At 70.0% G+C, this 14,721-nt stretch carries 11 protein-coding genes, 1 tRNA gene and 1 pseudogene; 7 read left to right on the top strand and 6 right to left on the bottom strand.

From position 1 onward, the window contains the following. Positions 1-4: 4 nt before the first annotated feature. Genes IEZ01_RS07865 through IEZ01_RS07855 form a run of 3 tightly spaced genes read left to right on the top strand, consistent with a single transcriptional unit; the run spans position 5 to position 3,641 of the window. The gene (locus tag IEZ01_RS07865; RefSeq protein WP_028797409.1) at positions 5-1,768 is read left to right on the top strand and encodes a branched-chain amino acid ABC transporter permease; all 1,764 of its coding nucleotides are present in this window, start codon (positions 5-7) and stop codon (positions 1,766-1,768) included. Further along, on the top strand, positions 1,765-2,928 hold the full coding sequence (locus IEZ01_RS07860) for an ABC transporter ATP-binding protein (protein WP_373287574.1): 1,164 nt from the start codon (positions 1,765-1,767) through the stop codon (positions 2,926-2,928). The genes IEZ01_RS07865 and IEZ01_RS07860 overlap by 4 nt, the downstream gene beginning before the upstream one ends. After that, positions 2,925-3,641 carry an ABC transporter ATP-binding protein gene (locus IEZ01_RS07855; RefSeq protein ID WP_189200657.1) on the top strand — a complete coding sequence of 239 codons (717 nt, stop codon included), beginning with the start codon at positions 2,925-2,927 and terminating at the stop codon, positions 3,639-3,641. Before IEZ01_RS07860 ends, IEZ01_RS07855 begins: the two co-directional genes overlap by 4 nt. 120 nt (positions 3,642-3,761) lie before the next feature. On the opposite strand, the gene IEZ01_RS07850 is transcribed toward IEZ01_RS07855, so the two are convergent. Continuing rightward, a complete protein-coding gene (locus IEZ01_RS07850; protein WP_019885412.1) occupies positions 3,762-4,415 on the bottom strand; it encodes an ANTAR domain-containing response regulator in 654 nt (217 codons plus the stop codon). 103 nt (positions 4,416-4,518) lie between these two features. Here IEZ01_RS07850 and IEZ01_RS07845 point away from each other — a divergent pair. Continuing rightward, positions 4,519-4,591 (top strand) — tRNA-Leu (locus tag IEZ01_RS07845). Between the two features lie 108 nt (positions 4,592-4,699). Beyond that, positions 4,700-5,482 (top strand): transcriptional regulator, encoded by a 783-nt coding sequence (locus IEZ01_RS07840; protein ID WP_189200655.1) that lies wholly within the window; start codon positions 4,700-4,702, stop codon positions 5,480-5,482. Positions 5,483-5,490: 8 nt separating this feature from the next. Here IEZ01_RS07840 and pyk read toward each other — a convergent pair whose 3' ends face one another. Both pyk and IEZ01_RS07830 read right to left on the bottom strand, forming a co-directional pair. Continuing rightward, entirely contained in the window at positions 5,491-6,921 is a 1,431-nt protein-coding gene (gene pyk, locus IEZ01_RS07835) for a pyruvate kinase (RefSeq protein WP_019885414.1), read from the bottom strand. Between the two features lie 120 nt (positions 6,922-7,041). Beyond that, positions 7,042-7,932: pseudogene (locus IEZ01_RS07830) on the bottom strand (RNA polymerase sigma factor); the annotation flags it as partial. Between the two features lie 146 nt (positions 7,933-8,078). On the opposite strand from IEZ01_RS07830, the gene IEZ01_RS35590 reads away from it, so the two are divergent. Next, positions 8,079-8,690 (top strand): TetR/AcrR family transcriptional regulator, encoded by a 612-nt coding sequence (locus tag IEZ01_RS35590; protein ID WP_189200651.1) that lies wholly within the window; start codon positions 8,079-8,081, stop codon positions 8,688-8,690. A gap of 361 nt (positions 8,691-9,051) precedes the next feature. Here the strand turns inward: IEZ01_RS35590 and IEZ01_RS07820 are convergent, their stop codons facing one another. Further along, the gene (locus tag IEZ01_RS07820; RefSeq protein WP_189200649.1) at positions 9,052-9,765 is read right to left on the bottom strand and encodes an SIMPL domain-containing protein; all 714 of its coding nucleotides are present in this window, start codon (positions 9,763-9,765) and stop codon (positions 9,052-9,054) included. Between the two features lie 133 nt (positions 9,766-9,898). On the opposite strand from IEZ01_RS07820, the gene IEZ01_RS07815 reads away from it, so the two are divergent. Then, positions 9,899-11,689, top strand: a complete 1,791-nt coding sequence (locus IEZ01_RS07815) for a bifunctional metallophosphatase/5'-nucleotidase (RefSeq protein ID WP_189200647.1) — start codon at positions 9,899-9,901, stop codon at positions 11,687-11,689. A 67-nt stretch (positions 11,690-11,756) separates the two neighbouring features. Here IEZ01_RS07815 and IEZ01_RS07810 read toward each other — a convergent pair whose 3' ends face one another. Then, positions 11,757-13,199 (bottom strand): lysine N(6)-hydroxylase/L-ornithine N(5)-oxygenase family protein, encoded by a 1,443-nt coding sequence (locus tag IEZ01_RS07810; RefSeq protein ID WP_189200645.1) that lies wholly within the window; start codon positions 13,197-13,199, stop codon positions 11,757-11,759. Further along, positions 13,196-14,572, bottom strand: coding sequence for a pyridoxal phosphate-dependent decarboxylase family protein (locus IEZ01_RS07805; RefSeq protein ID WP_189200643.1), 1,377 nt, complete (start codon positions 14,570-14,572; stop codon positions 13,196-13,198). The genes IEZ01_RS07810 and IEZ01_RS07805 overlap by 4 nt, the downstream gene beginning before the upstream one ends. Positions 14,573-14,721 lie beyond the last annotated feature (149 nt).

Raw genomic sequence — 14,721 nt, 5'->3', positions numbered from 1 at the left:
CACGATGACGACCGACCTCACCAAGACCCCCGAAGAGTCCGGCACCCCGGCGCCCGTGAAGACCGACGCCCAGCGCCCCGGCCTCCTCCACTGGATCGTCGCGGCCGGCGGCCTCGCTTCCGTCGCCAGCACCTTCCTCGCCTGGACCTACACCAGCGAGTTCCCAGGCGACCTCACCGTCACCGGCTACCCCGGCGGCCTCCAGGTCCTCACCCTCGTCGCCGGCCTCCTCCTGATGCTCTTCGCCCTCTCCGGGCTCGGCATCAAGGGCCTGCGCTGGCTCACCCCCGCCGGCTCGACGAAGGCTCTGCAGTTCCTCGCCCTCGGCGCGCTCGGCACCACCTGGTACACCGTGATCGCCATCGCCGCACAGCTCGGCGGACTGGCGCACCTGGAGCCCGGCGGCTTCGTCGCCGCCGTCGCCACGCTGATCCCGCTGGCCGCGTTCGCGCTCAAGGACGACTCCCACAAGCCGGCCAAGCCCATGGAGATCCCCTCCTGGGCCGAGATCCTGCTCATCGTCGCCGCCTTCGCCATCGGTATGCACGCCGTCACCTACGGCATCTCGACCGAGTACCCCGAGCTGTTCATCGGCTACCTGCTCCTCGCCGGCTTCGGCGCCGCCGCGCTCAACAAGTCCGGGCTGATGGGCCGCATCTCCGCCATCGCCTCGAAGAACAAGCAGGTCGCCGCCGTCGCCGCCTTCGCCGCCGCGGCCGTCTTCCCCTTCACCCAGACCACCGACACGTTCACCGTGATCGCCGTGCAGATCCTTATCTTCGCCACGGTCGCCCTCGGACTCAACATCGTCGTCGGCCTCGCCGGACTGCTCGACCTCGGATACGTCGCCTTCCTCGGCGTCGGCGCCTACACGGCCGCCCTCGTCTCGGGAACCACCGCCTCCGCGTTCGACATCCAGCTCCCGTTCTGGGTCGCCATGATCATCGGAGCTGTCACCTCCCTGATCTTCGGTGTCATCATCGGCGCCCCCACCCTCCGACTCCACGGCGACTACCTCGCCATCGTCACCCTCGGCTTCGGAGAGATCTTCCGCATCACCGTCAACAACATGGACGGCGACAACGGACCCCAGATCACCAACGGCCCCAACGGCATCCCCAACATCCCGGCGCTGAACATCTTCGGCTACGACTTCGGCGAGACCCACACCATCCTCGGCGTGGAACTCGGCAGCTACGCCAACTACTACCTGCTGATGCTGCTCGTCATGGTCCTCGTCGTCCTGGTCTTCAGCCGGGCACAGGACTCCCGCATCGGCCGCGCCTGGGTCGCCATCCGCGAGGACGAGACAGCCGCCACCGCCATGGGCATCAACGGCTTCCGCGTCAAGCTCATCGCCTTCGCCCTCGGCGCCACCCTCGCCGGCGTCGCCGGCACCGTCCAAGCCCACTTCCAGGGCACCGTCCTCCCCGAGATGTACGTGTTCGCCGGCCCCGTCGCCCCGAACTCCGCGTTCCTCCTCGCGGCCGTCATCCTCGGCGGCATGGGCACCATCCGCGGCCCGCTCCTCGGCGCGGCGCTGCTCTTCCTCATCCCCGAGAAGCTGGCCTTCCTCAAGGACTTCCAGCTCCTCGCGTTCGGCCTCGCGCTCATCCTGCTGATGCGCTTCCGCCCAGAGGGCCTCATCCCCAACCGGCGCGCCCAGCTCGAGTACCACGAGCACGACGAGAACGCTGACAAGCTCGACGTACCGGACCAGCGGCCCCCCGCCGACCCCATCGTCGGAACCTCGAAGGCGGGGGCGTGAACACCATGACCACCACCACGGAAACCACGGCCGCGGCCACCGCCGCCACCGTCCTCGACGCCAGCGGTGTCACCATGCGATTCGGCGGACTCACCGCCGTACGCGGAGTCGACCTCACCGTCCGCGAAGGCGAGATCGTCGGACTCATCGGCCCCAACGGCGCCGGCAAGACCACGTTCTTCAACTGCCTCACCGGCCTGTACGTCCCCACCGAGGGGCAGGTCAGCTACAAGGGCACCGTGCTCCCGCCCAAGCCGCACCTCGTCACCAAGGCCGGCATCGCCCGCACCTTCCAGAACATCCGGCTCTTCTCCAACATGACCGTGCTGGAGAACGTCCTCGTCGGACGCCACACCCGGACCAAGGAAGGCCTCTGGTCCGCCCTGCTGCGCGGCCCCGGCTTCAAGAAGGCCGAAGCCGCGTCCGTCGAACGCGCCATGGAGCTGCTGGAGTTCGTCGGCCTGCAGAACAAGGCCGACCACCTCGCCCGCAACCTCCCCTACGGCGAGCAGCGCAAGCTGGAGATCGCCCGCGCGCTCGCCAGCGACCCCGGACTGCTCCTGCTCGACGAGCCCACCGCGGGCATGAACCAGGCCGAGACCCGGACCACCGAGGAACTCGTCTTCGCCATCCGGGACAAGGGCATCGCCGTGCTCGTCATCGAGCACGACATGAAGTTCATCTTCAAGCTCTGCGACCGGGTCGCCGTACTCGTCCAGGGCGAGAAGCTCGTCGAGGGCACCTCGGACGTCGTCCAGGGCGACGAGCGCGTCGTCGCCGCGTACCTCGGCGAACCCTTCGAGGGCGCGCCAGGCGCGGAGGAGGTCGCCGAGGTCGAGGCGGCGGAGGCGCACGCGGAGGCCGAGGCGCAGGCGTCGGCTGAGGCCGAGGCGTCGGCTGAGGCGGAGGCGTCGGCTGAGGCGGAGGCGTCGGCTGAGGCGGAGGCGTCGGCTGAGGCCGCGCCTGAGGCTGAGGCAGAGGCCGAAGCGGAGGCTGAGGCGGAGGCTGAGGCCGACGGGGCTTCCGAGGAGGAGGCTCCCGAAGCAGAGGCCGCCGCCGACGAGACACCCGCCGACGAGGCACCCGAGGCCACGGACGCCCCCGCTGCCGACGCCGACGCGCCGGCAGCGGACAGCACCACCGAAGGAGACACCAAGTGACCGCACTCCTCGAGGTCGAGGACCTCAGGGTCGCCTACGGCAAGATCGAAGCCGTCAAAGGCATCTCCTTCTCCGTCGAAGCCGGCCAGGTCGTCTCCCTGATCGGCACCAACGGAGCCGGCAAGACCACCACCCTGCGCACCCTCTCCGGCCTGATCAAGCCCACCAGCGGCAAGATCACCTTCGACGGCCAGGTCCTCAACGGCATCCCGGCCCACAAGGTCGTCTCCCTCGGCATGGCCCACTCCCCCGAGGGCCGGCACATCTTCCCCAAGCTCACCATCGCCGAGAACCTCCAGCTCGGAGCCTTCCTCCGCAAGGACAAGGACGGCATCGAGAAGGACATCCAGCGCGCCTACGACCTCTTCCCCATCCTGGGCGAACGCCGAAAGCAGGCCGCCGGCACCCTCTCGGGCGGTGAGCAGCAGATGCTCGCCATGGGCCGCGCCCTGATGTCCCAGCCCAAGCTGCTCATGCTCGACGAGCCCTCCATGGGCCTCTCCCCGATCATGATGCAGAAGATCATGGAGACCATCGCGACCCTGAAGGCGGAGGGCATGACGATTCTGCTCATCGAGCAGAACGCCCAGGCCGCCCTCTCCCTCGCGGACCACGGCTACGTCCTGGAGGTCGGCAAGATCAAGCTCTCCGGCACGGGCCAGGATCTCCTGCACGACGACGAGGTCCGCAAGACCTACCTCGGAGAGGACTGACCCGGCCTTGTTATCGGCAGGGTCCACCAAGCCAGGAGGCCCGCCCCACAGCGTTGTGGGGCGGGCCTCCTGTCGTATGTATACGTACGCGATGTACACGTACGCGCGTACGGGCCGGGGCTACTGCCCCTTCGCGGCCTTCTTCTCCTCGGCGTCCTCGATGACCGCCTCGGCGACCTGCTGCATGGACATCCGCCGGTCCATCGACGTCTTCTGGATCCACCGGAACGCGGCGGGCTCCGTCAGGCCGTACTGCGTCTGCAGGATGCTCTTCGCCCGGTCGACCAGCTTGCGCGTCTCCAGCCGCTGGGAGAGGTCGGCGACCTCCTTCTCCAGCGCCTTCAGCTCGGCGAACCGGGAGACGGCCATCTCGATGGCCGGCACGACGTCGCTCTTGCTGAACGGCTTCACCAGATACGCCATGGCCCCGGCGTCCCGAGCGCGCTCCACGAGATCGCGCTGCGAGAAGGCCGTGAGCATGAGGACGGGCGCGATGGACTCGCCGGCGATCTTCTCGGCGGCGGAGATCCCGTCCAGAACGGGCATCTTCACATCCAGGATCACCAGATCGGGCCGGTGCTCCCGAGCGAGCTCGACGGCCGCGGCGCCGTCACCGGCCTCGCCGACGACCGAGTAGCCCTCTTCTTCGAGCATCTCTTTGAGGTCGAGGCGGATGAGGGCCTCGTCCTCGGCGATGACGACGCGGGTCGTCAGCGGCGGGACGTGCGACTGGTCGTCGTCGGCGACGGGCTGGGGCGACTCGGGGGCGGTCACGGGGGCGGCTCCTCGTTGCGGGGCGATACTGCTCACCATGAGCCTACCCAGCTACGGTATGGTTGGGGCACGGAGGGTCCTTGCCTTCCTTCGTTTCGAAGGAGCCCCGGTAGCCCAGCGGTAGAGGCCATGGATTCAAAACCCATTCAGCGTCGGTTCGAATCCGACCCGGGGCACTTTCCCTCCAATTCCAAGGTCACGGCATACGGGCGGCGTTCACCCGCTCCGGCGAATATCCCGGCACTCGCCTCCGCGCGACGACCGACTGCGCCAGGCTCGCACCCGTGTACGACCTCGAAACGCGTGAGCACGCCCTCGCCCTCGTCGCCGGTGGCCGCAGTCTCAACTCCGTGAGCAAGCAGACTGGGATCTCCCGCGCGGCGATACGCGCCTGGCGCACCCGACTTGAGCCGCTCCCGCGTATTGGCCCCCAGTCCGCCCCGTGTCCGCGCTGCCGAGCCGTACCCGGCCCGCCCGAGGACCCGGCCGCATACGCCTATCTGCTCGGGTTGTACCTGGGCGACGGCTGCATCAGCGACCACCCGCGTGGCGGTCATGTCCTCCGCATCGCCTGCGCGGACGCGTGGCCCGGCCTCATCGACGCATGCCGCGACGCCGTCCTGGCCGTACGACCGGAAGGCAGCGTCTGCGTGCTGCAGAAACAGGGGTGCGTCGCCGTCACCAGCTACGGCCGCCACTGGACCTGCCTCTTCCCGCAACACGGACCGGGCCGGAAACACAAGCGACGCACCGCCCTCGAAGACTGGCAGCAAGCCATCGTCGACGCCTACCCCTGGGAGTTCATCCGGGGGCTCATCCACTCCGACGGTTGCCGGATCACCAACTGGACCACGCGCCTCGGGGGCGGCGAGAAGAAGCGGTACAAGTACCCCCGGTACTTCTTCACCAACAAGTCGGACGACATCCGCGGACTCTTCGGCAAGGCCCTCGATCTCGTCGGCGTGGAGTGGACCACGCTCGCGAGGGGGAGCGACCCGCTCAACATATCCGTCGCCCGCAAGGCGTCCGTCGCCCTCATGGACCTCCACGTCGGGCCCAAGTACTGAGCGGCCCCTCAGCCCGTCACCGGGTCCCCGATGTGGTGCACCCGGACCAGGTTCGTCGAGCCCGCTACGCCGGGCGGGGAGCCCGCCGTGATGACCACCAGGTCGCCCTTCGCGCAGCGGCCGATGCGCAGGAGGTGTTCGTCTACCTGGGCGACCATCGCGTCGGTGGATTCGACGTGGGGGCCGAGGAAGGTCTCCACGCCCCAGGTGAGGCTGAGTTGGGCGTGGGTCGCCGGGTCGGGGGTGAAGGCGAGGAGGGGGATGGGTGAGCGGTAGCGGGAAAGGCGCTTCACCGTGTCGCCGGACTGGGTGAAGGCGACGAGGAACGCGGCGCCGAGGAAGTCGCCCATCTCGGCGGCGGCGCGGGCGACGGCGCCGCCTTGGGTGCGGGGCTTGTTGCGGTCGGTCAGGGGCGGGAGGCCCTTGGCGAGGACGTCTTCTTCGGCGGCTTCGACGATGCGGCCCATGGTCCTGACCGTTTCGACGGGGTACTTGCCGACGCTGGTTTCGCCGGAGAGCATGACGGCGTCGGTGCCGTCGATGACGGCGTTGGCGACGTCGGAGGCTTCGGCGCGGGTGGGGCGGGAATTGTCGATCATCGAGTCGAGCATCTGGGTGGCGACGATGACCGGCTTGGCGTTGCGCTTGGCGAGTTTGACGGCGCGCTTCTGGACGATGGGGACTTGTTCCAGCGGCATTTCGACGCCGAGGTCGCCGCGGGCGACCATGATGCCGTCGAAGGCGGCGACGATGCCGTCGATGTTCTCGACGGCCTGAGGCTTCTCGATCTTGGCGATGACGGGGAGGCGGCGGCCTTCCTCGTCCATGATGCGGTGGACGTCGTCGATGTCGCGTCCGCTGCGGACGAAGGAGAGGGCGATGATGTCGGCACCGGTGCGCAGGGCCCACCGGAGGTCTTCGACGTCCTTGTCGGAGAGTGCGGGGACGGAGACGGCGACGCCGGGGAGGTTGAGGCCCTTGTGGTCGGAGACCATGCCGCCTTCGACGACGGTGGTGTGGACGCGGGGTCCGTCGACTTCGGTGACTTCGAGGGTGACGCGGCCGTCGTCGACGAGGATGCGTTCGCCGGGGGTGACGTCGGTGGCGAGGCCGGGGTAGGTGGTGCCGCAGGTGTGGCGGTCGCCTTCCATGGGTTCGACGGTGATGGTGAAGTCGTCGCCGCGTTCAAGGAGTACGGGTCCTTCGCGGAAGCGGCCGAGGCGGATCTTCGGGCCTTGAAGGTCGGCGAGGACGCCGACGCTGCGGCCGGTTTCGTCGGAGGCTTTGCGTACGCGCTGGTAGCGCTCCTCGTGTTCGGCGTAGGTGCCGTGGCTGAGGTTGAACCGGGCGACGTCCATGCCGGCTTCGACCAATGCCTTGATCTGGTCGTATGTGTCGGTGGCGGGGCCCAGGGTACAGACGATCTTTGCTCGGCGCATGGTTCGAGCCTATGGCTTACCGACGGGTAGAGAATTGGGCTTGCGTGACTACTCAACAACCTTTGCATGAAGGGTTGTTGACAAGTGTTGAATTGGGCGGGGGCCTGCTCCGATGAGCGGTTACGAGAGGTAGCCGCTGAGGGCGCGCAGGCGTGAGGGGTGGCGGAGCTTCGACATGGTCTTGGCTTCTATCTGGCGGATGCGTTCGCGGGTGACGCCGTAGACCTTGCCGATCTCGTCGAGGGTGCGGGGGTCGTCGCCGTCGAGTCCGTACCGCAGGGTGATGACGCCCGCTTCGCGTTCGGTGAACGAGGCGAGGAGGGTGCGGAGCTGGGCCGCGAGGAGGTCGGCGCCGACGATGTCTTCGGCGGTGGGGGCGGCCCGGTCCTCGATGACGTCGCCGAGTTCGCCGCCGTCGTCGCCGAGGGGGGTGTGCAGGGATACGGGGGTGCGGTCGTAGCCCTGGATCTGGAGGACGCGGGCGACGGGGATGTCGAGGGCGGTGGCGAGTTCTTCGGGTGTGGGGTCGCGGTCCAGGGTGGTGGTGAGGTCGCGGCGGACGCGGGTGAGGCGGTTGATCTCCTCGGTCATGTGGACGGGGACGCGGATGGTGCGGCTCTGGTCGGCGAGGGCGCGGCCGATGGCCTGCTTGATCCACCAGGTGGCGTAGGTGGACAGCTTGAATCCCTTGGCGGGGTCGAATTTCTCGATGGCGCGGAGCAGGCCGAGGTTGCCTTCCTGGACGAGGTCGAGGAAGAGCATGCCGCGGCCGGTGTAGCGCTTGGCGATGGAGACGACGAGGCGGAGGTTGGCCTCCATCATCTGATCCTTGGCGCGGCGGCCGTCTCGGGAGAGGCGTTCGAGTTCGGGGGTGGGGGTGGCGGTGTCAGCGATCTGCTGTTCGGCGCGGAGGCCGGCCTGGATGCGTTCGCCGAGGGCGACTTCCTGGTCGGCGGTGAGGAGGGGGATGCGGCCGATCTGGCGGAGGTAGTCGCGGATCTGGTCGGCGGAGTGGTGCTGGGCGGTGGCGGTGGTGGGCACGCGGGGCCTTCCGGTTGGGTGACGTCGACGGTTCCTTGTGACGGGCCTAAATTTAGGCTGGACCAAGAAACTATGTCAAGCATAAATTTAGGTTCGACCTATGAGAGGATTGAGTCATGAGCGCACCGACCCTTCGGGAGCAGAAGAAGCAGCAGACCCGGCAGGTCATCTCCGACGCGGCGACGGGGCTGTTCCTGCGGCACGGCTTCGACCATGTGACGATCGCGGAGGTGGCGGCGGAGGCCGGCGTCTCGAAGATGACGGTCACCAACTACTTCCCGCGCAAGGAGGACCTGGTTCTCGACCTCGGTGAGGACTTCGTCTCGGGCCCGGCGCGGGCGGTGGCCGCGCGGGCGCCGGGGGTGTCGCCGGTGGAGGCGCTACGGGACGACTATCTGGCGGCCGTACGCCGCCGGGACCCGGTGATCGGCTTCGCGCCGGAGCCGTTCGCGCGGATGCTGACGGAGAGCCCGGTGCTGCTGGCGCGGCTGCGGGAGTTCCATGAGCTGAGGGAGGCGGCGGTGGCGGGGGTGCTGGCGGAGGAGGCGGGTGTGAGATCCCCGGCCGAGGACATCACGCCGTACGCGGTGGCGGCGCAGCTGGGAGGGGCGTTGCGGGTGCTGTTCGGGCGGTTGGTGGAGCGGGTGCTGGAGGGGGCGGATGTGGAGGAGATCGGGGCGGCGCATGAGGTGGAGGCGGGGAGGGTGTTCGGACTGCTGAAGGGGTAGGGCGCGGCGATCGTCGGAGCGGACCGCCTGAGCCCCGAGGGCGGTCCGGGTCGGAACCGCCGGGCCCTGGGCGCCGCGGCCGTCGGAGTAGTCGGCCCCGAGGCCCGAAGACGTTCGAGGTGGGCCGGGACGGGCCCCGAGGGCGGTCCGGGTGGGCCGGAACCGAAGGGGGCGCCGCCTGTCGGGGCGCTGCGCCCACCCTCCCCCAGGCTCCGTCCGGGGGGACCCACAGCCCCGCGGGACGATTGCCCACAACAGGGGGGCGTCTGTGGCGCGAAGCTGCCGCGGCGGGGGCGAGGCTGGGCCCCTGGTCCCCGTCAGGGTTTCGGGAAGGGGCGGGGTGGGGGCCACTCCCCCGGGGCTACAGCCTTGGCGGGGCCATCGTGAAACGGGCGTTGACCTGGGCGTAGACCGTCTGGCGTTCGGGTTCCAGGTCCAGTGGGGGCGCCGCTTCCGTGGCCTCTGCCGCGAAGGCCATGCGGAGGCCGCCGCCGGCCGGGGGCAGGGTGTCGTAGGGGGCGTTCTCCGCGCCGAGGTCGGCGAGTTCGACGAGGGAGGCGAGGGTGGTGCCGAGGGCTTCGGCGTATTCGCGGGCGCGTTGGACCGCTTCGCGGACTGCCTGGCGGCGGGCCTCGCCGTGGGCCGGGGAGTCGGGGCGCAGGGCCCACCAGGGGCCGTCGACGCGGGTGAGGTCGAGGTCGGCGAGGCGGGTGGTGAGTTCGCCGAGGGCGGTGAAGTCGGTGAGTTCGGCGGTGATGTGGACCCGGCCGTGGTAGGCGCGGATGCGTTCTCCTCGGCCGTGGCGGGTGAGCTCGGGCGAGATGGAGAATGCGCCGGTCTCGACCTTTTCGACGGATTCGCCGTAGGACTTGATGAGGTCGAGGACCTCGTTGTTGCGGCGGGTCAGGTCGTCCAGGGCTGAGCGGCGGTCGGTGCCTCGTGCGCTGACGGTGATGCCGATGCGCGCGATCTCGGGGTCGAACTCCAGCCTGGCTTCGCCTCGGACGGCGAGCCGGGGCGCCTCGGGGGTGCCGTAGGGGACGGCGGTGGCGGGGGTGGGTTCTTCCGTGGTCACGGACGCGCTCCTCGGGTAGCGGCGACGGCGGTCTCTTCCACTCTCCCATCGGATTGCCCGTCAGGGGTGTTGCGCGGCGGGTCTCCTGGGCCAGAATCTACGCGCGTTGTGCACCGAGAACGAAGGAGATCACATGCCGCTGAACCGTAGGACGTTCCTGGAGGGGTCGGTTGCCGCCGGAGCGGGCGCGGCCGCCCTCGTCGCCGGGACGGCCCCGGCGGCCCAGGCCCATGGGCGGCCGCCGAAGCGGTACTCCTTCACCGTGATGGGCACCACCGACCTGCACGGTCACGTCTTCAACTGGGACTACTTCACCGACCGGGAGTTCGACGACAAGGCTCACAACGACGTCGGTCTCGCGAAGATATCGACGCTGGTGGAGCAGGTCCGCAAGGAGAAGGGGCGGCGCAACACGCTGCTGATCGACGCGGGTGACACGATCCAGGGCACCCAGCTGTCGTACTACTACGCCAAGATCGACCCCATCACCGCGCGGCGCGGTCCGGTGCATCCGATGGCGCAGGCGATGAACGCCATCGGCTACGACGCCGCCGCGCTCGGCAACCACGAGTTCAACTACGGCATCCCGGTACTGCGGAAGTTCGAGGAGCAGTGTGATTTCCCGCTGCTCGGGGCCAACGCGCTGGACGCGAAGACGCTCCGGCCGGCGTTCCGGCCGTACAGCATGCACCGGCTGCGTACGCCGTGCGGGCGGGATGTGCGGGTGGCGGTGCTCGGGCTCACCAATCCTGGGATCGCGCTGTGGGACAAGGCGAACGTCCAGGGGCGGATGGTGTTCCCCGGCCTGGAGGAGCAGGCCGCGAAGTGGGTGCCGAAGCTGCGGTCGATGGGCGCGGATGTGGTGATCGTGTCCGCGCACAGTGGTTCGAGCGGTACGTCGTCGTACGGGGACCAGCTGCCGTACGTCGAGAACGCCGCCGCGCTCGTGGCGGAGCAGGTGCCGGGGATCGACGCGATCCTGGTCGGGCACGCGCACACGGAGATCGCCGAGTACCGCGTGACGAACAAGGAGACCGGCAAGGACGTGGTGCTGTCCGAGCCGCTGAAGTGGGGGCAGCGGCTGACGCTGTTCGGGTTCGATCTGGTGTGGGAGAAGGGGCGCTGGGTCGTCGAGAAGGTGGGCGCGCGGGTGCTCAACTCGAACACGGTCGCGGAGGACGCTCGGATCACGCGGCTGCTCACGGATGAGCACCGCAAGGTTGTCGCGTACGTCAATCAGGTGATCGGTACGTCGACCGTGGCGATGTCGACGGCCGAGGCGGCCTGGAAGGACGAGCCGATCATCGATCTGATCAACCACGTGCAGGCGGAGACGGTGCGGGCGGCCCTCGCCGGGGGTGAGCACGCGGCGCTGCCGGTGCTGTCGCAGGCGTCGTGCTTCTCCCGGACGGCGGGGATCCCGGCCGGTCAGGTGACGATCAAGGACGCGGCCGGGCTGTACCCCTTCGAGAACACCCTGGAGGCGAGGGTGCTGACGGGGGCGCAGCTGAAGGACTATCTGGAGTACTCGGCGAAGTACTACGTGCGAACGCCGGCGGGTGCGCCGGTGGAGCCGGCGAAGCTGTCCAACGCGGAGGGTACGCCGGACTACAACTACGACGCCCTGTATGGGCTGACGTACGAGATCGACATCGCGCGGGCCGTCGGTTCGCGGATCGTGAATCTGTCCTTCGAGGGCAGGCCGGTGGATCCGGCGGCGCGGTTCGTGCTGGCTGTGAACAACTACCGGGCGAGTGGTGGCGGGGCGTTCCCGCACATCGCCGGGGCGCCGCAGGTGTGGGCGAACTCGGACGAGATCCGTAACACGATCATCCAGTGGGTGCGGGCGAAGGGGACCGTCGACCCGGGGCAGTTCGCGTCGGTGGGGTGGAAGCTGACCCGGGACGGGGTGCCGGTGTTCTGAGCACCGGTCTTCTCAGCACTGCTCCTCTGAGCACTGCTCTTCTGAGCGCCGGTTTTCCGAGCTCGCTCTAGCGGGTGCCGGTGAGAGGCGTCAGTGTGCCGGCCTGGGCCGGGACGTGTGGCGCCTCTTGCCGTTCCAGGCCGAAGCTGGTGAAGGCGGTGCGGCGGGGCAGGGGGTAGGGCTCTTTGCCGGTGAGGGAGTTGAGGATGGCGGCGCTGCGCCAGGCGGCGAGTCCGAGGTCGGGTGCGCCGACGCCGTGGGTGTGTTTCTCGGCGTTCTGGACGTAGACCGAGCCGGTGACGGAGCCGTCGAGGACGATCCGGAACTCGGTGTCGATGCGGGGCCGGCCGGAGGCGTCGTGGCGGAGGTAGGGGTCGAGCCCGGCGAGGATCCGGCCGAGGGGGCGTTCGCGGTATCCGGTGGCGAGGACGACGGCGTCGGTGGTGAGGCGGGAGCGGGTGCCCTGCTGGACGTGTTCGAGGTGGAGCTCGACCTTGGTGGTGGCGACGCGGCCGGCGGTGCGGACGCGGACGCCGGGGGTGAGGACGGCGTCGGGCCAGCCGCCGTGCAGGGTGCGGCGGTAGAGCTCGTCGTGGATGGCGGCGATGGTGTCGGCGTCGATGCCTTTGTGGAGCTGCCATTGGCGGGGGACGAGTCCGTCGCGTACGGCTTCGGGGAGGGCGTGGAAGTAGCGGGTGTAGTCGGGGGTGAAGTGTTCCAGGCCGAGCTTGGAGTACTCCATGGGGGCGAATGCCTCGGTCCGGGCCAGCCAGTGGATTTTCTCGGCGCCGGTGGGGCGGGCGCGGAGCAGGTCGAGGAAGATCTCGGCGCCGGACTGGCCGGAGCCGATGACGGTGATGTGTCCGGCGGCGAGCAGCTGGTCGCGGTGGGTGAGGTAGTCGGCGGAGTGGAAGACGGGGACGGCGGGGGCGTCGGCGAGGGGGCGCAGGGGTTCGGGTACGTAAGGTTCGGTGCCGACGCCGAGGGCGATGTTGCGGGTGTAGGTGCGGCCGAGGGCTTCGGCTTCGCCGTCGGGGGCGAGCCGGGTGAAGTCGACTTCGAAGAGGGATCGGTCGGGGTTCCAGCGGACGGAGTCCACCTGGTGGCCGAAGTGGAGGCCGGGGAGCTGGTCGCTGACCCAGCGGCAGTAGGCGTCGTATTCGGCGCGCTGGATGTGGAACTTCTCGGCGAAGTAGAAGGGGAAGAGCCGGCCGCGTGAGCGGAGGTAGCTGAGGAAGGACCAGGGGCTGGCGGGGTCGGCGAGGGTGACGAGGTCGGCGAGGAAGGGGACTTGGAGGGTGGCGCCTTCGATGAGGAGGCCGGGGTGCCAGTGGAAGGCGGGGCGCTGTTCGTAGAAGGCGGCGTCGAGGCCGTCGGGGATGCCGTGGGCGAGGGCGGCGAGGGAGAGGTTGAAGGGGCCGATGCCGATGCCGACGAGGTCGCGGGGCGGGGTGTCCTCGCGCGTCCCTGGGGCGTGGGGGGCGGGGTCGCGCTGGGGGGTGCCGGTCATCGGTCGGTGCTGCCTTCCACGAGGTGGGTCACGAGCTTGAGCAGGTGGGCCAGGTCGCCGGGGGTGGCGTGCGGGTTGAGCAGGGTGGCTTTGAGCCAGAGGCGGCCGTCGGCGTGGGCGCGGCCGAGGACGGCGCGGCCTTCGGTGAGGAGGGTGCGGCGGATGGTGGCGACGGTGGCGTCGTCCGCGTCGGTGGGGCGGAAGAGGACGGTGCTGATGGTGGGCCGTTCGTAGAGCTCAAGGCCGGGGTGGTGGTCGACGAGGGCAGCGAGCTCCTGGGCGAGGGTGAGGACGCGGTCGACGAGGGCTTCGAGGCCGGTGCGGCCGAGGGCGCGCAGGGTGACGGCGGTTTTGAGGATGTCGGGCCTGCGGGTGGTGCGCAGGGAGCGGCCGAGCAGGTCGGGCAGGCCGGCGTCGGTGTCGTCGGTGGCGTTGAGGTAGTCGGCGGTGTGGGCCAGGACGTCGAGGGTGCGGGTGTCGCGTACGGCGAGGAGTGAGGCGGCGGCGGGCTGCCAGCCGAGTTTGTGCAGGTCGACGGTGACGGTGTGGGCGCGGTCGAGGCCGGTGAGGAGGGGGCGGTGGGCGGCGCTGAAGAGCAGCGGGCCGCCGTAGGCGGCGTCGATGTGGAGGGTGGCGCCGTGGCGCTCGCAGAGGTCGGCGATATCGGGGAGCGGATCGATGCGGCCGGTGTCGGTGGTGCCGGCGGTGGCGGCGACGAGGTGGGGGCCCGGCAGGTCGGTGAGGGCGTTGTCGAGGGCGGCGGGGTCGAGGGTGCCGCCCGGGGCCGGGATGGTGACCGGTTCGGGCAGGCCGAGGAGCCAGGCGCCGCGCCGCAGGGAGTGGTGGGCGCCGTCGCCGTGGAGGAGGCGTACGGAGCCGTGGTGTTCCCTGGCGAGGAGTAGGGCGAGCTGGTTGGACTCGGTGCCGCCGGTGGTGGCGAGGGCGTCGGGGTGGGCGGCGCGGGGGTAGATCTCGGCGGCGAGGGCCCGTACCACTTCGGCTTCGAGGGCGGAGGCGGCCGGTGCCTGGTCCCAGGAGTCCAGGGAGGGGTTGAGCGCGGAGGCGGCGAGGTCGGCCGCGGCGGCGAGGGCGAGCGGCGGGGTGTGGAGGTGGGCCGCGCACAGCGGGTCGGCGGGGTCGGCCGCGCCTTCGGTGAGGGCGGTGACGAGGGTGCGGAGTGCTTCCTGGGCGCCGGTGCCGGTGTCGGGCAGGACGGGCGCGAGGGTGGTGTGCATCCGGTCGGCGACGGCTGCCGGGCCGCCGGCGGGGAGGGGTCCGCCGCGTCGCTGGGCTCCGGTGCGCAGGGCGTCGAGCACGGTGGCGAGCAGGGGGTGCAGGGCGTCGGGGCGGGCCAGGGGTGGCGGGGCGGGCATGGGGACCAGCTTGCCGGGGGTTTGCCGGATTCGTCCGGCGAGCGGCTGAGCTCACTCGAACGGGGGACGGGGCCCTTGGTGTGGGGCCCCGTCCGGTCGGTGGTCGGCTGCCAACGGTCAGGTGATGGCTGTCATTTGTCGGCCGTCAT

Origin of the sequence: Streptomyces purpureus (genome assembly GCF_014648195.1) — a bacterium.
In the GTDB taxonomy this organism is placed as follows: domain Bacteria; phylum Actinomycetota; class Actinomycetes; order Streptomycetales; family Streptomycetaceae; genus Streptomyces; species Streptomyces purpureus.
This window is presented reverse-complemented; position numbering and strand designations above follow the sequence as displayed.